Genomic DNA, 19,768 nt, shown 5'->3' with positions numbered 1-19,768 from the left:
CCTCTCCCCTTTGGGGAGAGGGTTAGGGTGGGGGGTCTATTGATTACCCGCCCAAACCACCATCACCTTATCGCCCTTGTGCTCGCGCACAAAGCCGTAGCCTTCTTTCATTGACAGCGTTGTTTGCTTGCCTTCACCCACCGCCGGATGACGGGCGCGGAACTGCCCCAGAAGCTGCCAGTGGGCGACAGTTAACGCCTGTTTACCCGTGACGTCCTGCCAGTTCATATCCGAACGGGTCCCCTGTAGCGGATCGGAGCCCGTAGGGCCGAATGGACGCTCTGATTCATCGCCGTAATAGATCTGTACGCTTCCCGGCGCCAGCAACAGTAACTCAGCGGCGCGCTGGCCCCCTTCACGGAACAGACGCGTATCATGGGAGGAGAGATAGCTCAGCACATTAAAACTTTGCAGCTTTTCTGCCATTTGCTGCCAGGTCAAATCCATATCGGCCAGGCAGTCCACCGCTTTTGCCGCCTGCTCCTGATAGTCAAAATTGATCATCGCATCGAAGCCGTGGCGGTAATAATCGCTCTGCATCACGCCGTGGCCCCAGGATTCACCGGTCATCCAGAACGGCGCATCGTCGAGTTTTTTGTCCGGGTTGGCGGCTTTCCACGCGGCCAGCGCCTGGCTGGCCTGGTTTTTCAGTTGCTGCCAGGCTTCAGGCTCAACGTGCTTAGCGGTATCGACCCGGAAACCGTCGATGCCGTAGTCACGTACCCACTGGCTAAGCCAGTGGGTCAGGTAATCTCGCGGCGTGAAATTCGTCATCACTTTCGCGTTGGTGTCGGGCTTGTGTTGATAAAAGTTCGGCAAACCTGACGGGATCTTAGATTCCGTTTTCAGATCAGGCAGGAAGGCCAGCGACATGGTCAGATCGTCAAAGCCCGGGTTGTCGTAATCACCGATATCGGTACGGATCCATTTTTTACCCCACCATTTTTCCCATGCGGCTTTGTCACTGAAGTTGATGTAATCGTTGAAGCTGTGCCAGCTTTGCCCCGCTCCTGGCTTCCAGTCAGTCCAGCGCTCGCCGAGGGTTTTTTTCAGTTCATCGCCCTGCAAATAGAGCGCGCCAAACTGATACTCCTGCATATCTGCAAGCGTCGCATAACCCGCGTGGTTCATGACAATGTCAAACAGGACGCGGATACCGCGCCTGTGCGCGTCGTCGACAAGCTGGCGTAAATCATCTTCGTTGCCCATGTTGGCGTCGAGCTTCGTCCAGTCCTGAGTGTAATAGCCGTGATAGGCGTAGTGAGGGAAATCCCCCTTGGTGCCGCCGCCCACCCAGCCGTGGATCTGTTCCAGCGGCGAGCTTATCCAGAGCGCATTCACGCCCAGTTGCTGAAGGTAATCCAGTTTGCTGGTAAGCCCTTTCAGATCGCCGCCGTGGAAAGTACCTATCTCCTGCATACCATCTTTATGGCGGCCATAGCTGTTGTCGTTGGTGGGGTCGCCATTTACGAAGCGATCGGTCAGCACGAAATAGACGGTGGCGTTTTGCCAGCTGAACGGCGCGGGTTTGTCCGTCTCGGCGCGTTCAAGCAGCAGCAGGCCATTGCTGTTGGCGGCTGGCTGAAGAGTTACTTTGCCGTTTTGAACGGTCGCGGTCTGTTTGCTGTAAAAATCACGCACCACCGTGCCTTCCGGAAAGGTGTTAACGACATCGATCGTGAGCGGTTTGCCGTCCCACTTCGGGCACTGGCGGGTAACGTTTGCGACAGGCTGTGGCGCCGCACTTTGTACTGTCAACATCAGCGTCGGCGTTCCCGAGCGCGTATCAATACGCATCTGATAAACGCCGTCACGGAATAACCGCCACTGCGGTGGGGCGTCTTCGCAGGGTTTGAGTGACAGCATCTCGTTGAGTTTAATGGCACCTGTCGGCTGCCAGCACGCGTTATCAAGACTCACCGTCAGCGGGCGGGTACCCTTCGCAAGCGTTGCCTGGCTGGTAAAGACGCCGGTACCTTCAGCGCTAAACGCGTTAAATCCCGGCGATGACCAGTCGGCATGCGCGAATGCGGGTAACATCAGAACAGCTAATGCAGTGCGTTTCATTCCATTTTCCTGTCGCGGCATTTTTGACCAGTGTGCCATTCGGCTCAGGGGAAAAACTCCTCCTCTACGGCTTTCTGCCAGGAGGACGCGAAGGGATGAGTGATCCCGCGCAAAATTAGGCAGTTATCTGCGATATCGCGCACATTTTTCCAGCGTTGATGCTTTAATGAGCATGTTCCGGATGACATAGTTTCGGAATTGGACTATTTATAGACGTGCTCTTGAAGACTATTTTTGGTACGATTTGAGATTCCGCTCTCAAATTTTTGAAGAAAATAAGGTGTTGGAATGTTTATATCCGACCAGGAGACCTAATGATATCGACTCCCATTCGACGATATGGGGCCGCGATACTCATGTTACTCACCATGGCATTTTCAGGTGAGGTGCTTGCAAAGACGCACACGGATACAACGAGTAAGAAAGCCCACGTAATAAAGACGACAAGCAGTAAGGTTAGCAGTAAACAAGAGTATTCTCGCAATAGTGCAAAGAGTAGTTCACTTCCTGATTTGCGAAAATACCCTTCCGGGACACCAAGGAAAAAAGCGTTTCTCCGGACGGTAATGCCTTACATTAAAAGCCAAAATGCCGCGATTACTGCGGATCGTAACTGGCTGATCTCCAAACAGTACGACAGCCGCTGGTCGCCGTCTGAGCGCACTCGCCTGAAAGATATCGCCAAACGCTATAAAGTGAAGTGGAGCGGGAACACGCGTCGCGTGCCTTGGAACTCACTGTTAGAACGTGTGGACATCATTCCAGGCAGTATGGTCGCGACAATGGCCGCCGCCGAAAGCGGTTGGGGCACCTCGAAGCTGGCGCGCAACAACAACAATCTGTTTGGCATGAAATGCGTAAAAGGTCGTTGTACTAACGCGCCCGGCAAGGTGAAGGGCTATTCACAGTTTGAATCGGTGAAAGATTCCGTGAATGCCTACGTGGTGAACCTGAACACCCACCCGGCCTATTCCTCGTTCCGTAAGTCACGCGCTCAGCTGCGTAAGGCGGATCAGGAAGTGACGGCCACGGCGATGATCCATAAGCTGAAAGGTTATTCCACTCAGGGACAGCGTTATAACAATTACCTGTTCTCCATGTACCAGGATAACCAGCGTCTGATTGCCGCACATATGTAATGAAAAACGCCTTCCACTGGAAGGCGTTCTTTTTTCTAGAGCAGGACTTCACTGTACCGTTCACGGTACTCCTTCGGCGTGGTGTCATACTCTTTCCTGAACACCGAATAGAAATACTGAAGCGACGGATAGCCACACATCTGTGAAATCTCGTTGATCGACAGCGAGGTGGAGATCAGCAGACTGCGCGCTTTCTCCAGCTTTTCCGCATGGATCACGGCGTGGATCGTCTCACCCACTTCCTCTTTAAACCGCTTCTCCAGATTCGAACGTGATATGCCGACCGAATCGAGCACCTGATCGACCTTAATCCCTTTGCAGGCATGATTGCGAATGTAGTGCATCGCCTGAATCACGGCCGGATCGTTTAATGAGCGGTAGTCAGTTGAGCGACGTTCGACCACGCGAACGGGAGGAACCAGCAGACGCTGGAGCGGCAGGGATTCGTTGTCTAACAGTCTGTGCAGCAGCTTTGCGGCCTGATAGCCCATCTGACGGGTACCCTGAGCCACGGATGAGAGCGCCACGCGCGACAGATAGCGCGTAAGCTCTTCGTTATCAATACCAATCACGCACAGCTTTTCAGGCACCGGAATATGCAAATGTTCGCACACCTGTAATACGTGGCGGGCGCGGGCGTCCGTCACGGCGATAATCCCTGTCTGGGGCGGCAGCGTTTGCAGCCAGTCAGCCAGACGATTTTGTGCGTGCTGCCAGTTTTCTGGCGCGGTTTCCAGCCCCTGATAAACGACGCCGCGATACTTCTCCTGGGCAACCAGCTGGCAGAAGGCATACTCACGCTCCATCGCCCAGCGCTTTCCGCTCGTGGCGGGCAATCCGTAAAACGCAAAACGATGGACGCCTTTCTCCTTTAAATGGAGGAAGGCGGTCTCGACCAGAGCATGGTTATCCGTGGCGATGTAGTGAACGGGAGGATAATGTTCCGGTGTATGATAAGAGCCGCCAACGCCCACGATAGGCACGTCAACGCCACTCAGCAACTGTTCAATCACGGGGTCGTCAAAGTCAGCGATGACCCCGTCGCCCAGCCAGTCTTTGATGTTCTCCAGACGGGTACGGAAATCTTCTTCGATGAAAATATCCCATTCGGATTGCGACGCCTGCAAATATTCGCCAACCCCTTCAACCACCTGCCGGTCATAGGCTTTGTTGGCATTGAATAACAACGTAATGCGGTGACGCTTTTCAAACATGGCTTATTTCCCAAATTAGTCACGATACTGTTATCAGGCGCGCCGCTTGGTGGCAGAGTCCATCCAGACTGCCAGCAAAAGAATGGCACCCTTGACGATATACTGCCAAAACGTCGGCACGTCCATCATACTCATCCCGTTATCCAGCGAAGCCATAATAAATGCGCCCATCACCGCCCCCGCCACGCTGCCAATGCCCCCGGCGAGGCTGGTCCCGCCAATCACGCAGGCGGCGATGGCGTCCAGCTCGGCAATATTACCGGCAGAGGGGGAGCCCGCCCCCAAACGTGAGCTGAGGATCAGCCCCGCGATGGCCACCATCAGGCCGTTGATGGCAAAGACGGCGAGTTTGGTGCGTTCTACGTTAATGCCGGACAAACGCGCGGCTTCGAGATTGCCACCGATGGCATAAATACGGCGACCGAATGCGGTACGCGTGGCCATAAACATCCCACCTAACAGCAACAGCGCCAGCAGCAGAACGGGCGTTGGGACGCCGCGATAATCGTTTAACAGCCAGATGGCGCCCAGTACAATCACCGCAGTAAGCGCCTGACGGCCGACAACCGAGGTTGAAGCAGGCGAGGCCAGCCCCAGCGCCTGGCGACGCATGCGTCCTCGCCATTGCCACGCGACAAACGCCATCAGCCCAACCACGCCGATCGTAAAACCGACGCCATCAGAGAGGTAGCTTTGGCCAATCTGGGACATCGAGGCGCTGGTCGGGGAGACGGTAGTGCCGTTGGTGATCCCAATCAGAATGCCGCGGAAGGCCAGCATCCCCGCTAAGGTGACGATAAACGACGGGACCTTACGGTAGGCCACCCACCAGCCATTCCACGCCCCCAGCAGCAGACCCAGTACCAGCGTGACCGCAATCGTCAGCGGCAGCGGCCAGCCGAGCCAGACGTCAAAAATTGCCGCCACGCCGCCGAGCAGACCCATCATCGACCCTACTGACAGGTCAATTTCCGCTGAGATAATCACAAAGACCATCCCCACCGCCAGGATCCCGGTGATGGCGGTCTGACGCAGCAGGTTAGAAACGTTACGTGCGCTCAAATAGGAGCCATCGGTCATCCAGGTAAAGAACAACATGATCACGATAATGGCGGCAATCATTACAAAAACTTGCAGATTCAGCGATTTAAGTCCTGCGAACGCACCGGGCGTCGGAACAGCGACTTTGATATCAGACGGGTTGCTTTTCGACATGGCGTTCGCTCCTTAAGGCAGCTTCCATCACCTGCTCTTGCGTCAGGTTCTGGTTGTTCAGGTTGGCTTTGAGTTTCCCTTCATGCATGACCAGCACGCGGTCGCTCAGCCCCAGCACTTCAGGCAATTCGGACGAGATAACAATGACGGCAATCCCTTGCTGCACAAGCTGGTTGATCAGCTTGTAGATTTCATACTTCGCGCCGATATCGATCCCGCGCGTGGGTTCGTCCAGAATTAAAATGCGCGGATTAAGCAACAGGCAGCGCGCCAGAATCGCTTTCTGCTGGTTGCCGCCGCTCAGGCGACCTATCGCCAGTTCCGGCGAGGAGGTTTTCACCTTGAGCCTGGCAAGTGACTGAAGAATACACTGCTGTTCTGCGGCATCATCCAGGCTGCTCAGCGCGCCGGAAAACTGGCTGAGCGCCGCCAGCGTGATATTTTTTCCCACCGCCATGACCGGCACGATGCCGTCTTTTTTGCGGTCTTCGGGCACCATAGCAATGCCTTTGGCAATGGCCTGCTGGCAGTTGTCGATTTTTACCGGCTGACCGTCGATATAAATTTTGCCTTCCCAGCGCCCCGGCCAGACGCCAAACAGACACTGCACGGCCTCGGTTCTTCCGGCACCCACTAAACCCGCAATACCGAGAATTTCGCCGCGGTGCAGCGAGAAGGAGAGGTTATCCACGCGCTTGATGTGGCGGTTAACGGGATGCCACGCCGTCAGGTTTTCCACGCGCAGGAGTTCTTCGCCTATGGTGTGTGGTTCGTTGGGATACAGTGCGGTGAGTTCGCGACCCACCATCATGGTGATGATGTCATCTTCGCTCATGCCTTCTGCTTCACGCGTGCCAATGTGCTGCCCGTCGCGGATGACGCAGATGGTGTCGGAAATAGCTTTCACCTCATTGAGCTTGTGCGAAATATAGATGCAGGCGATACCGTGGTTTTGCAGGTCGCGGATGATATTGAGCAGAACGGCGGTTTCCTGTTCGGTGAGTGAGGCGGTTGGCTCGTCGAGGATCAGCAGGCGTACCTGCTTGTTCAGCGCCTTGGCGATCTCCACCAGCTGCTGCTGGCCCAAACCTAAGTCGCCCACGCGCGTATCCGGTGAGATAGCCAGGCTCACCTGGGCCAGCAGTTTTTCGCAGCGCAGCGTCATGGTGTCGTAATCCAGTACGCCGTGGCGTGAGAGTTCGGCGCCGAGAAAAATATTTTCCAGCACGGTAAGGTGCTTCACCAGCGCCAGCTCCTGGTGAATAATAGCGATGCCTTTACGTTCGGTATCGCGAATGTGCGTGGCCTGGAGCACCTCGCCGGCAAAGACGATTTCGCCCTCGTAGCTGCCGTGCGGATAGATCCCGCACAACACTTTCATCAGCGTGGATTTTCCCGAGCCATTTTCGCCGCACAGCGACATCACTTCGCCGGGATTCAGCCGCAGGCTTACGTTATCGACTGCTTTCACCGCCCCGAAGGCTTTGGTGATGCTTTTCATTTCAAGTAAATAAGACATAACTGCTCCGCATGGCCCGACAGATGTACAGGGCAGGTCGATGCGCCCCTGCCGGGCAGGGGCTGCGCTGGATTACAGTTCACTCTTCTTATGGAAACCGTCTTTCACCACGGTGGCGTCAATATTCTCTTTGTTGACTTCGATAGGGGTAAGCAGGCGAGCAGGTACGTCTTTCAGGCCGTTATTTAACGTCGCGTCTGCTTTAGGTTGCTGGCCATTGCCCAGCTCAACGGCAATTTCGGCGGCCGTATTGGCAAGCTCGGTAATGGGCTTATACACCGTCATGGTCTGGGTACCCGCGATGATGCGTTTTACACCCGCAAGGTCGGCGTCCTGTCCGGAAATAGCGACTTTCCCGGCCAGACCCTGCGCGCTCAGCGCCTGAATGGCGCCACCCGCAGTGGCATCGTTAGAGGCCACCACCGCATCGATTTTGTTGTTATTTGCAGTCAACGCGTTTTCCATAATTTTCAGCGCGTTTTCCGGTAACCAGCCGTCAGCCCACTGGTCGCCGACGACTTTAATTTTGCCCTCGTCGATATACGGCTTCAGCACTTTCATTTGTCCCTGGCGGAACAGTTTGGCGTTGTTATCCACGGGCGAGCCGCCCATCAGGAAATAATTCCCCTGAGGCACTTTTGCGACCAGGCTTTTAGCCTGTAATTCGCCCACCTTTTCATTGTCGAACGAAATATAATAATCAATGTCGGCATTATTAATCATGCGGTCATAAGCCAGGACTTTTATGCCTTCCTGTTTCGCTTCTTTCACCACGTTGCTTAATACCTGGCCGTTATACGGGATAATGACCAGCACATCGACGCCACGGTTGATCATATTCTCGATTTGCGACATTTGCGTCTCTTCGTTGCCGTTAGCGGACTGAACGAACACCTCCGCGCCGAGAGATTCCGCTTTTTTAACAAAGATATCGCGATCTTTTTGCCAGCGCTCCAGGCGTAAGTCATCAATCGCCATGCCGATTTTGACCTCTTTGGCGTGGCCGGCAAAGCTTGCAAGCAGGAGAGTAGTGCAGAGCGTTAGGGTCAGGTTCTTTATCTTCATAATTATTAGGCCTTTTTGTAGGGGTATGTGTAGCTGAGATAAAAGAAACATTCACTGCTGAGACGCAGCAAATTTTTAACGTGGAAAGGCCTGCTGGCAATTACAGATTTTTATCTTCTCATTACGATATTTGGTTTATTTCTGAATTTATGACCGCGATCGGATTTTAAAAAGCGTAACCTATTAATTACATTTGATTCTGGAATGCGCGCCGAAAAATAGTTTGTCTGCACATTATTTTGCGAGCCAGCGCACAATTGCGCATTCTCTCAATAGCAGTGTGAAATAACGTAATTGAGCAACCTCCAATGTCTATTCACTATTACTCCAGAAGCAAGACCACGCCGCATACCCTGATTATGGAGCTCAATATGCAAGCTTATTTCGACCAACTCGATCGCGTTCGTTTCGAAGGCACGAAAACGACCAATCCTTTAGCATTTCGTCACTACAACCCGGATGAGCTGGTGCTGGGTAAGCGCATGGAAGATCACTTGCGCTTTGCCGCCTGCTACTGGCACACCTTCTGCTGGAACGGTGCCGATATGTTCGGCGTGGGCTCTTTTGACCGTCCATGGCAACAGCCGGGCGAGGCCATTGAGCTGGCGAAGCGTAAAGCCGACGTCGCGTTCGAGTTCTTCCATAAGCTGAACGTGCCGTACTACTGTTTCCACGATGTGGACGTGTCGCCGGAAGGGGCATCGCTGAAAGAGTATCTGAACAACTTCGCGCAGATGGTCGACGTACTGGCTGAAAAACAGCAGCAAAGTGGCGTCAAGCTGCTCTGGGGTACGGCTAACTGCTTTACCAACCCTCGCTATGGCGCGGGCGCGGCAACCAACCCGGATCCGGAAGTCTTCAGCTGGGCGGCAACCCAGGTCGTGACTGCGATGAACGCCACGCATCAGCTGGGCGGTGAGAACTATGTACTCTGGGGCGGTCGTGAAGGATATGAAACGCTGCTGAATACCGACCTGCGTCAGGAGCGTGAGCAGATTGGTCGCTTTATGCAGATGGTGGTGGACCACAAACACAAAATCGGTTTCCGCGGCACGCTGCTGATTGAGCCAAAACCACAGGAGCCAACCAAGCATCAGTATGATTATGATGTCGCCACCGTGTATGGCTTCCTGAAGCAGTTTGGTCTGGAAAAAGAGATCAAAGTGAATATTGAGGCTAACCACGCTACCCTGGCGGGCCACTCGTTCCATCACGAAATTGCCTCTGCGATTGCGCTGGGCATCTTCGGCTCTGTCGATGCTAACCGTGGCGATCCACAGCTGGGCTGGGATACCGACCAGTTCCCGAACAGCGTGGAAGAGAATGCGCTGGTGATGTACGAGATCATCAAAGCGGGCGGTTTCACCACCGGCGGCCTGAACTTCGACGCCAAAGTGCGTCGCCAGAGCACCGACAAATACGATCTGTTCTACGGGCATATTGGCGCGATGGACACCATGGCGCTGGCGCTGAAAGTGGCAGCCCGTATGATTGAAGACGGTGAGCTGGATAAGCGCGTGGCGAAGCGCTACAGCGGCTGGAACAGTGAGCTGGGCCAGCAAATTTTGAAAGGTCAGTTATCGCTTGCGGAGATCGCGAAGTACGCTGAACAGCATCAGCTTGCGCCGCAGCATCAGAGCGGCCATCAGGAGCTGCTGGAAAACCTGGTCAATCACTACCTGTTCGATAAATAACAGCATTCATGCCCGGTAAGCGCTGCGCCACCGGGCATTTCTGTCAAAGGAGTCACCACATGTATATCGGGATCGATCTTGGCACGTCGGGGGTGAAAGCCATCCTGTTAAGCGAGCAGGGCGATGTGTTAGCCACGCAGACTGAAAAGTTGCAGGTTTCACGCCCGCATCCGCTTTGGTCGGAACAAGATCCGGAGCAGTGGTGGCAGGCGACGGACCGCGCGATGAAAGCCTTAGGCGAGCAGCACAGCCTGCGCGGCGTTAAGGCGCTGGGCATTGCCGGGCAAATGCATGGCGCAACGTTGCTGGATAGCCAGCATCGCGTTCTGCGCCCGGCTATTCTCTGGAACGATGGCCGCTGTGCGGAAGAGTGCGCGATCCTTGAGGAACGTGTGCCTGCGTCCCGCGAGATTACGGGCAACCTGATGATGCCCGGTTTTACCGCGCCAAAACTCCTGTGGGTGCAGCGCCATGAGCCTGAGATTTTTCGCCAGGTGGCGAAGGTTCTGTTGCCGAAAGACTACCTGCGTTTTCGCATGACGGGGGATTTTGCCAGCGACATGTCTGACGCCGCGGGCACGATGTGGCTCGACGTGGCGAAACGGGACTGGAGCGAGGCGATGCTGGATGCCTGCCAGCTGACGCGCGATCATATGCCTGCGCTGTTTGAAGGCAGCGAAATCACGGGCGCTTTGCAGCCTTCTGTTGCTGAACGCTGGAATATGCCAGCCGTACCCGTCGTCGCCGGCGGCGGCGATAATGCGGCGGGGGCGGTCGGCGTGGGGATGGTCGAGGCAGGACAGGCTATGCTCTCGCTCGGTACCTCCGGCGTCTATTTTGCCGTCAGCGACGGGTATCGTAGCAATCCTGGAAGCGCCGTACACAGCTTCTGCCACGCGTTGCCGGGTAAATGGCATTTAATGTCGGTGATGCTGAGCGCGGCTTCCTGCCTCGACTGGGCGGCAAAACTAACCGGAATGGCGGACGTCCCGGCGCTTATCGCAGCGGCACAGCAGGCGGATGATAATGCCGGTGCGGTCTGGTTTTTACCGTACCTTTCCGGCGAGCGGACGCCTCATAACAACCCGGAAGCGAAAGGGGTGTTCTTCGGTCTTACCCATCAGCATGGCCCGGCAGAGCTGGCGCGCGCGGTGCTTGAAGGCGTTGGCTATGCTCTGGCGGACGGAATGGATGTCGTGCATGACTGTGGACTTACGCCATCCAGCATTACGTTAATTGGCGGCGGTGCGCGAAGCAGCTACTGGCGGCAAATGCTTTCCGATATCAGCGGGTTGCAGCTGGACTATCGTACGGGAGGCGATGTCGGCCCGGCGCTCGGTGCGGCACGGCTGGCGCAAATTGCGCTGAACCGGGATAAACCACTGCCCCAGCTTTTGCCCCAGCTGTCGCTTGAACAGCAGCATCGTCCTGATGCGAAAAATCATGCTCGCTATGCTGAAAGACGAGACGTGTTCCGCAAAATTTATCGGCAGCTTTTGCCGCTAATGTCATAAACAGGAGCCGGGTGGCGCTAACGCTTACCCGGCCTGCCAGCCTTCAACCGGGTTAGCTCACAAACCGGCGCGTATCGATTCTTTGCAGCAACATTGACAGCAGCAGGCTGACAACCAGCGTAACGGTAAATATCCAGACAATATCCAGCACCGGCCAGCTTTTAAGCTCAACGCCTCGGGTGCGCAGGGCGTGGATCACCAGCGCGTGAAAACCGTAAATGCCCAGCGAGTGGCGAGAGATAAACCCCAGCACAGGAAGCGGGCGGGCATTCAGGGTGTTTTTAACCAGCGTCAGCAGAGAGATTGCGCAGATAAAGACCATCGGGCCGCAGTACAGATACCAGGTATCGGCAAAGTTGCCGCGCCATTGCAGCTCATGCAGCGTCCCGCGAGAGATAATAAACACACCGACGAGAAACGCGGCCGCGCATAGCCAGTTTATTCCTCGCTTTTGCGTCTCCATCATGCCAATGGCGCGCCCCAGCATGCCGTACAGCACGTAATAAAACGTATCCCCGGTGATATAGAGGTTAACGGGCAGCCATTCAAAGCCATCAATTTTCTGTGAGACGGTATTCGGGTTGGCCACGATCCCGATGACCACCATCAGCGCCAGCAGCATTTTACCGTTGACGTTTTTTACCTGAATTAACGGTGAAACAAGATAAATAACGATTATCGCGAAGAAAAACCATAGATGATAGAACACCGGTTTTTGCAACAAGTTGAGCAGGGAACGTTCAGCGTTAATTGAAGTGAACAGGACGATATAGAGCAGCGAAATCGCGCTGTAAAACAGCAGACAGGAGACAATACGGATGAAATGTCTCGGCTGTGCGCTACGCTCGCCAAAAAAGAGAAAACCGGAAATCATAAAGAACAGCGGGACGCTCACGCGGGAGGCCGAGTTCAGAACATTGGCGACATCCCAGTTAACAGGGCTGATACTGTGCGCGTTCGTGACATACCAGGTCGTTGTGTGGATCATCACCACCATCAGACAGGCTATTCCCCGCAGGTTATCAATCCAGTTAATTTTTGACTGCATCAGTTCCTCTGTATTCCTGATAAAGAAAGTGTGACTGCGATTGCGTAAAACTTTTCCCTTGGAAAATTCTGAGTTTAGCCAGGCTAACTTGTAGGGAGCTGGCGAGATTCGCAGAATGACGGACTTTAATCTATAAACGTGTTGCTACTAAAAATAACAGCCACTGACCAGGGCGGTAATAAAAATGATGATGAAGCGTGGGGTGTCACTCTTTCTGCTGCTCTTATTAACAGGATGCAGTGCTTCTGAGGAGATACCTGTCCAAAAAGCGCAGCAGGGGAAAATGAGCCCGGAGCGTTCCCTGAATATGGAACAGCTGTGCAGGGATCAGGCGGCTCACCGCTATAATTCTGAAGCACAGAAAATTCATATAAACGGCTTCGAGCGCTTTCAGGGCAGCTATGAACTGAAAGGCTATACGGCGCGTAAAGAGGGCTTTGTCTGCTCTTTTGATGCAGACGGCCAGTTTTTACATCTCTCAATGCGTTAAATTGCTCGTATAAGCAGCAACCAGAGCCTTCGCAGGTTCTGGCTGTAGGGCTTATTCCCCAATTTTCCCTAAACAACCCCGTTTCGTACTGTATATCTTGCAGCCAGCGGGTATACTGATCCCTTCCATTTAAAACCACACGTATCCAGCACGAAATACTATGCAAAAGTTTGATACCAAGACCTTCCAGGGCCTGATCCTGACCTTACAGGATTACTGGGCTCGTCAGGGCTGCACCATTGTTCAACCTTTGGACATGGAAGTTGGCGCAGGCACCTCACACCCGATGACCAGCCTGCGCGCGTTAGGGCCAGAGCCAATGGCGACCGCCTATGTGCAGCCATCCCGTCGTCCGACCGATGGCCGTTATGGCGAAAACCCGAACCGTTTGCAGCACTACTATCAGTTCCAGGTGGTGATTAAGCCATCACCCGACAACATTCAGGAACTGTACCTCGGGTCACTGAAAGAGCTGGGTATGGATCCAACCATTCACGACATTCGTTTCGTGGAAGATAACTGGGAAAACCCAACGCTGGGTGCCTGGGGTCTGGGTTGGGAAGTGTGGCTGAACGGCATGGAAGTGACCCAGTTCACATACTTCCAGCAGGTTGGTGGTCTGGAATGTAAACCGATTACCGGCGAAATCACCTATGGTCTGGAACGTCTGGCCATGTACATTCAGGGCGTAGACAGCGTTTACGACCTGGTCTGGAGCGACGGCCCGCTGGGTAAAACCACCTACGGCGACGTGTTCCATCAGAACGAAGTGGAGCAATCCACCTATAACTTCGAATACGCGGACGTGGACTTCCTGTTCACCTGCTTCGAGCAGTACGAGAAAGAAGCCCAGCAGCTGCTGGCGCTGGAGACTCCGCTGCCGCTGCCTGCCTACGAGCGTATTCTGAAGGCTGCCCACAGCTTCAACCTGCTGGATGCCCGCAAAGCGATCTCCGTGACTGAACGTCAGCGCTACATTCTGCGTATTCGTACCCTGACCAAAGCCGTTGCAGAAGCTTACTACGCGTCCCGTGAAGCCCTTGGCTTCCCGATGTGCAACCGAAACAAATAAGAGGCGGCCATGTCTGAGAAAACTTTCCTGGTGGAAATCGGCACTGAAGAGCTGCCACCAAAAGCCCTGCGCAGCCTGGCTGAATCTTTTGCTGCGAACGTCACTGCTGAGCTGGATAACGCTGGCCTGGCGCACGGTAAAATTGAGTGGTTTGCTGCGCCGCGTCGTCTGGCGCTGAAAGTGGCAAACCTGGCGGCGTCCCAGCCGGATCGCGAAGTTGAAAAACGTGGCCCGGCCATTGCTCAGGCGTTCGACGCGGAAGGCAAGCCGAGCAAAGCGGCAGAAGGCTGGGCGCGCGGCTGCGGCATCACCGTTGATCAGGCCGAGCGTCTGACCACCGACAAAGGTGAATGGCTGCTGTATCGTGCCCATGTGAAAGGCGAAAGCGCCGAAGCGCTGCTGCCTGACATGATCGCGACCTCGCTGGCAAAATTGCCAATCCCTAAGCTGATGCGCTGGGGCGCGTCCGACGTTCACTTTGTGCGTCCGGTTCACACCGTGACCCTGCTGCTGGGCGATACCGTTATCCCGGCGACCATTCTGGGCGTGGCGTCCGATCGCGTGATCCGCGGCCATCGCTTTATGGGCGAGCCGGAGTTCACCATCGACAATGCCGACCAGTATCCACAGATCCTGCTGGAACGCGGTAAAGTGATTGCCGACTACGAACAGCGTAAAGCCAAAATTAAAGCGGACGCAGAAGAAGCGGCGCGCAAGATTGGCGGAAACGCTGACCTGAGCGACAGCCTGCTGGAAGAGGTGACCTCGCTGGTCGAATGGCCGGTTGTACTGACAGCGAAATTCGAAGAGAAATTCCTGGCCGTTCCGGCAGAAGCGCTGGTTTACACCATGAAGGGTGACCAGAAGTACTTCCCGGTTTACGCCAACGACGGCAAGCTGCTGCCAAACTTCATCTTCGTGGCGAACATCGAATCGAAAGATCCGAGCCAGATTATCTCCGGTAACGAGAAAGTGGTGCGTCCGCGTCTGGCGGATGCCGAGTTCTTCTTCAACACAGACCGTAAAAAACGTCTGGAAGATAACCTGCCGCGTCTGCAAACTGTACTGTTCCAGCAGCAGCTGGGTACGCTGCGCGACAAAACCGACCGTATCGCGGAGCTGTCCGGCTGGATTGCCCGTGAAATTGGCGCCGACGTTAACCACGCTACCCGTGCGGGCCTGCTCTCCAAGTGCGACCTGATGACCAACATGGTGTTCGAATTTACCGACACCCAGGGCGTGATGGGTATGCACTACGCGCGTCACGATGGCGAAGCGGAAGACGTGGCGGTAGCCCTGAACGAGCAGTATCAGCCGCGCTTTGCCGGTGACGATCTGCCGTCCAATCCGGTTGCCTGCGCCGTGGCGATTGCCGATAAGATGGACACCCTGGCGGGTATCTTCGGTATCGGCCAGCATCCAAAAGGCGACAAAGACCCGTTTGCGCTGCGTCGTGCTGCGCTGGGCGTGCTGCGAATCATCGTTGAGAAGAACCTGAACCTCGATCTGCAAACGCTAACCGAAGAAGCGGTACGTCTGTACGGCGATAAGCTGACCAACGCGAAGGTTGTGGATGATGTTATCGACTTTATGCTCGGTCGTTTCCGCGCGTGGTATCAGGACGAAGGTTACTCCGTTGATACCATTCAGGCGGTGCTGGCGCGTCGTCCGACCCGTCCGGCAGATTTCGATGCGCGTATGAAAGCGGTATCCCACTTCCGTACGCTGGAAGCGGCGTCTGCGCTGGCCGCGGCTAACAAGCGCGTATCCAACATCCTCGCGAAATCCGACGAGACGCTGAACGATCGCGTAAACGCTGCAACCCTGAAAGAGCCGGAAGAGATTTCTCTGGCGATGCAGGTTGTGGTGCTGCGCGACAAGCTGGAGCCGTATTTCGCGGAAGGTCGCTACCAGGAAGCGCTGGTGGAGCTGGCGGAGCTGCGTGACGTCATCGACGCCTTCTTCGAGAAGGTGATGGTGAACGTGGAAGATAAAGAGCTGCGGATTAACCGTCTCTCGATGCTTGAGAAACTGCGTGAGCTGTTCCTGCGCGTGGCGGATATTTCGCTGCTGCAATAACGTAAAAAACCCGCCCCTGACAGGCGGGAAGAACGGCAACTAAACTGTCTCTCTTCGCCAATGGCGCCATAACTGCGTTGGCTGCGCTCGTTCACCCGAATCACTTACTAATGTAAGCTCATCGGGATTCGCTCGCTTGCCGCCTTGTTCTGACGTCATTGGCTTTGAGATACTTTTCCTTATTTACACTCTCTCAATTAATTTACACCCTCTCAAACACTGTCGCGATCCCCTGACCCAACCCGATACACATCGTTGCCAGACCAAACTGGGCATCTTTGCGTTCCATCAGGTTAATCAGCGTGGTACTGATACGCGCCCCGGAACAGCCCAGCGGGTGTCCTAGGGCGATCGCGCCGCCGTTGAGGTTAATCTTCTCGTCGATCTGATCCATCAGCCCCAGATCCTTAATGCACGGCAGGATCTGCGCGGCGAACGCTTCGTTCATCTCAAAGAGGTCGATATCACTTGCGCTCAGCCCCGCTTTTTTCAGCGCCAGTTTTGACGCCGGAACCGGGCCGTAGCCCATGATGGATGGATCGCAGCCCACGACTGCCATCGAACGCACGCGGGCGCGTGGCGTCAGGCCTAATTCGCGGGCGCGGCTTTCGCTCATCACCAGCATCGCGGCGGCACCGTCGGACAGGGCAGACGAGGTGCCCGCCGTTACCGTACCGGTGACCGGATCAAACGCCGGACGCAGGGTGGAAAGCGCTTCAACGGTGGTTTCCGGGCGGATGACTTCGTCATAGCTGAACTGCTTCAGTACGCCGTCTGCGTCGTGACCGCCGGTCGGGATGATCTCATTCTTAAAGGCACCAGACTGCGTGGCGGCCCAGGCGCGGGCATGCGAGCGAGCGGCAAAGGCATCCTGCATCTCACGGCTGATGCCGTGCAGACGGGAGAGCATCTCGGCGGTCAGGCCCATCATACCGGCGGCTTTCGCCACGTTGCGGCTCATACCTGGATGGAAATCGACCCCGTGGCTCATCGGCACGTGGCCCATATGCTCCACGCCGCCCACCAGACAGGCCTGCGCATCGCCGGTCATGATCATCCGCGCCGCGTCGTGCAGCGCCTGCATCGACGAACCGCAAAGACGGTTGACGGTGACGGCCGGAACCGAGTGCGGGATCTCCGCCAGCAGGGACGCGTTACGGGCAATGTTGAAGCCCTGCTCCAGCGTCTGCTGGACGCAGCCCCAGTAGATATCGTCCAGCGCAGCAGGGTCCAGCGCCGGGTTACGCGCCAGCAGGCTACGCATCAGGTGCGCGGAGAGGTCTTCCGCGCGCACGTTACGGAACGCACCGCCTTTTGAACGGCCCATCGGGGTGCGAATCGCATCAACAATGACAACCTTTTCCATTGTGACTCCTTAAGCCGTTTTCAGCGCGCCAACCGGACGGGCTGGCTCAACTGCTGGGTAGTAGGGTTCGTTATGACGCGCTTTGTTACGCAGACCTTCCGGCACCTCATAAAGCGGGCCGAGGTGCTGGTACTGCTGAGCCATATCGAGATAGCGAGCGCTGCCGAGCGTATCCAGCCAGCGGAACGCGCCGCCGTGGAACGGAGGGAAGCCGAGGCCGTACACCAGCGCCATATCCGCTTCTGCCGGGCTGGCGATAATGCCTTCTTCGAGGCAGCGCACCACTTCGTTGATCATCGGGATCATCATCCGGGCGATGATCTCGTCGTCAGTGAAGTCGCGTTTCGGCTGACTGACGTCGGCCAGCAGGCCATCCACCGTCGCATCTTCTTCTTTTTTCGGTTTGCCTTTGCTGTCTTCTTTATAGCGCCAGAAGCCCAGACCGTTTTTCTGACCAAAGCGGTTGGCGTCGAACAGGGCGTCAATGGCGTCGCGATAGTCTTTCTGCATGCGCTGCGGGAAGCCCGCCGCCATCACCGCCTGAGCGTGATGGGCAGTATCGATGCCGACAACGTCCAGCAGATACGCCGGGCCCATCGGCCAGCCGAACTGTTTTTCCATCACTTTATCGATTTTGCGGAAGTCTGCGCCGTCGCGCAGCAGCTGGCTGAAGCCGGCGAAGTAAGGGAACAACACGCGGTTAACGAAGAAGCCCGGGCAGTCGTTAACGACGATCGGCGTTTTGCCCATCTTGCTCGCCCACGCCACCACTTTGGCGATGGTTTCGTCGGAGGTTTTCTCCCCACGGATCACTTCGACCAGCGGCATGCGGTGCACCGGGTTAAAGAAGTGCATCCCGCAGAAGTTTTCCGGACGCTTCAGCACGCTCGCCAGTTCGCTGATAGGAATGGTGGAGGTGTTAGAGGCCAGCACGGTTTCCGGACGCACCTTGTCTTCGGTTTCGGCCAGCACCGCTTTTTTCACTTTCGGGTTCTCGACGACCGCTTCAACCACCACGTCCACACGGTCGAAACCGCTGTATTCCAGCACTGGCTGGATGGTGGAGATCACGCCTGCAAGCTTCAGACCATCAATTTTGCCGCGCTCAAGCTGTTTATTCAGCAGCTTGGCCGCTTCGGTCATGCCCAGCGTCAGGGATTTCTCGTTGATGTCCTTCATCACCACCGGCACGCCTTTCCAGGCAGACTGGTAGGCGATGCCGCCCCCCATAATGCCCGCGCCGAGTACCGCCGCGTGTTTTGGCGTTTCAACGTTTTTGGTGAGTTGTTTGGCTTTGCCCTTCACAAACTGATCGTTAAGGAAGATACCAACCAGCGCGCGGGCTTCGTTGGTGTGCGCCAGCGGGACAAAGCTCTGGTTTTCCAGCTTCAGGGCGTCATCACGGCCCAGACGGGCTGCCGCTTCAATGGTTTTCACCGCCGTGATCGGCGCCGGGTAGTGTTTACCCGCCGTCTGCATCACCATGCCTTTGGCGATAGTGAAGCTCATGGTGGCTTCAATCTTGCTGAGCTTTAACGGCTCCAGCTTCGGCTGACGTTTGGCTTTCCAGTCGAGGTCGCCGTTAATGGCCTGACGCAGAATGGCGAGTGCGCCTTCAACAAGCTTCTCAGGTTTTACAACGCCGTCGACCAGGCCAATTTTCTGCGCCTGTTCTGCGCCGACGTCTTTACCCGCGGCAATGATCTCCAGCGCGCTGTCGGCGCCCAGCATGCGCGGCATACGGACGGAGCCGCCAAAGCCCGGCATGATGCCCAGCTTGGTTTCCGGCAGGCCGATACGCAGGTCCGGGGTCGCCAGACGGTAATCAGTGGCTAACACGCATTCGCAGCCGCCGCCCAGCGCGTAACCGTTGACGGCAGAAAGGGTCGGGACAGGCAGATCTTCCAGACGATTAAAGACGCTGTTCGCGAAGTGCAGCCACTGGCTCAGCTGTTCTTCGGGCACCAGGAACAGCGACAGGAATTCGGTGATATCCGCGCCAACGATAAAGGCCGCTTTGTTGGAGCGCAGCAGCAGCCCTTTTAAATCTGATTGCTTTTCAAGTACATCCAGCGCCTGGCCAAGACTGGCCACCGTCGCGGTATCAAGCTTATTCACTGAGCCGGGGGCATCGAACACCAGTTCGGCAATGCCATCTTCCAGCCAGTCTACGTACAGGGTGTCGCCTTTGTAGAGCATGTCGGTCTCCTGAATCCAGCAATTGGATCTGGTCATACCAGATGAAACGGAGTGTGGAATTTATGTTAATAAAATGCAAATTAGTCA

Annotated in this window: 14 protein-coding genes; 6 read left to right on the top strand and 8 right to left on the bottom strand. The window is 55.7% G+C overall.

Annotated features, from left to right (window positions below):
* Positions 1-36 precede the first annotated feature (36 nt).
* Positions 37-2,067, bottom strand: a complete 2,031-nt coding sequence (locus tag SK53_RS19995) for an alpha-amylase (RefSeq protein ID WP_048209920.1) — start codon at positions 2,065-2,067, stop codon at positions 37-39.
* 314 nt (positions 2,068-2,381) lie between these two features.
* Between SK53_RS19995 and SK53_RS19990 the strand changes: the two genes are divergently transcribed.
* Positions 2,382-3,206 carry a protein bax gene (locus SK53_RS19990; protein WP_022652025.1) on the top strand — a complete coding sequence of 275 codons (825 nt, stop codon included), beginning with the start codon at positions 2,382-2,384 and terminating at the stop codon, positions 3,204-3,206.
* 35 nt (positions 3,207-3,241) lie between these two features.
* Here SK53_RS19990 and xylR read toward each other — a convergent pair whose 3' ends face one another.
* The 4 genes from xylR to xylF all read right to left on the bottom strand — a co-directional run bounded on the left by xylR (position 3,242) and on the right by xylF (position 8,219).
* Entirely contained in the window at positions 3,242-4,420 is a 1,179-nt protein-coding gene (xylR, locus tag SK53_RS19985) for a D-xylose utilization transcriptional activator XylR (protein WP_003860152.1), read from the bottom strand.
* Between the two features lie 33 nt (positions 4,421-4,453).
* Positions 4,454-5,635, bottom strand: coding sequence for a xylose ABC transporter permease XylH (xylH, locus tag SK53_RS19980; RefSeq protein ID WP_003860151.1), 1,182 nt, complete (start codon positions 5,633-5,635; stop codon positions 4,454-4,456).
* Positions 5,613-7,154: a xylose ABC transporter ATP-binding protein gene (locus tag SK53_RS19975; protein ID WP_015572746.1), complete on the bottom strand. Its 1,542-nt coding sequence runs from the start codon at positions 7,152-7,154 to the stop codon at positions 5,613-5,615. The genes xylH and SK53_RS19975 overlap by 23 nt, the downstream gene beginning before the upstream one ends.
* Before the next feature lie 72 nt (positions 7,155-7,226).
* Complete coding sequence (xylF, locus tag SK53_RS19970) at positions 7,227-8,219, bottom strand: D-xylose ABC transporter substrate-binding protein (RefSeq protein ID WP_006808602.1); 993 nt, start codon at positions 8,217-8,219, stop codon at positions 7,227-7,229.
* A gap of 371 nt (positions 8,220-8,590) precedes the next feature.
* On the opposite strand from xylF, the gene xylA reads away from it, so the two are divergent.
* Positions 8,591-9,913 carry a xylose isomerase gene (gene xylA, locus SK53_RS19965; RefSeq protein ID WP_026080557.1) on the top strand — a complete coding sequence of 441 codons (1,323 nt, stop codon included), beginning with the start codon at positions 8,591-8,593 and terminating at the stop codon, positions 9,911-9,913.
* 59 nt (positions 9,914-9,972) lie between these two features.
* Complete coding sequence (xylB, locus tag SK53_RS19960; protein WP_048209919.1) at positions 9,973-11,427, top strand: xylulokinase; 1,455 nt, start codon at positions 9,973-9,975, stop codon at positions 11,425-11,427.
* A 52-nt stretch (positions 11,428-11,479) separates the two neighbouring features.
* On the opposite strand, the gene SK53_RS19955 is transcribed toward xylB, so the two are convergent.
* Positions 11,480-12,475 (bottom strand): acyltransferase, encoded by a 996-nt coding sequence (locus SK53_RS19955; protein WP_032608574.1) that lies wholly within the window; start codon positions 12,473-12,475, stop codon positions 11,480-11,482.
* Between the two features lie 184 nt (positions 12,476-12,659).
* Between SK53_RS19955 and SK53_RS19950 the strand changes: the two genes are divergently transcribed.
* The 3 genes from SK53_RS19950 to glyS all read left to right on the top strand — a co-directional run bounded on the left by SK53_RS19950 (position 12,660) and on the right by glyS (position 16,116).
* Positions 12,660-12,965: a YsaB family lipoprotein gene (locus SK53_RS19950; RefSeq protein ID WP_017693801.1), complete on the top strand. Its 306-nt coding sequence runs from the start codon at positions 12,660-12,662 to the stop codon at positions 12,963-12,965.
* A gap of 160 nt (positions 12,966-13,125) precedes the next feature.
* Complete coding sequence (glyQ, locus tag SK53_RS19945) at positions 13,126-14,037, top strand: glycine--tRNA ligase subunit alpha (protein WP_003860141.1); 912 nt, start codon at positions 13,126-13,128, stop codon at positions 14,035-14,037.
* Positions 14,038-14,046: 9 nt separating this feature from the next.
* The gene (gene glyS, locus SK53_RS19940) at positions 14,047-16,116 is read left to right on the top strand and encodes a glycine--tRNA ligase subunit beta (protein WP_022652021.1); all 2,070 of its coding nucleotides are present in this window, start codon (positions 14,047-14,049) and stop codon (positions 16,114-16,116) included.
* 202 nt (positions 16,117-16,318) lie between these two features.
* Here the strand turns inward: glyS and fadA are convergent, their stop codons facing one another.
* Positions 16,319-17,482 (bottom strand): acetyl-CoA C-acyltransferase FadA, encoded by a 1,164-nt coding sequence (fadA, locus tag SK53_RS19935; protein WP_000416981.1) that lies wholly within the window; start codon positions 17,480-17,482, stop codon positions 16,319-16,321.
* Positions 17,483-17,491: 9 nt separating this feature from the next.
* Entirely contained in the window at positions 17,492-19,681 is a 2,190-nt protein-coding gene (gene fadB, locus SK53_RS19930; RefSeq protein ID WP_048209918.1) for a fatty acid oxidation complex subunit alpha FadB, read from the bottom strand.
* Positions 19,682-19,768 lie beyond the last annotated feature (87 nt).

Source organism: Enterobacter sp. MGH119 (genome assembly GCF_001037675.1).
Classification (GTDB): Bacteria; Pseudomonadota; Gammaproteobacteria; order Enterobacterales; family Enterobacteriaceae; genus Enterobacter; species Enterobacter hormaechei_C.
Note: the sequence above shows the minus strand (reverse complement) of the source record. Positions and strands in the feature narration are given on the sequence as shown.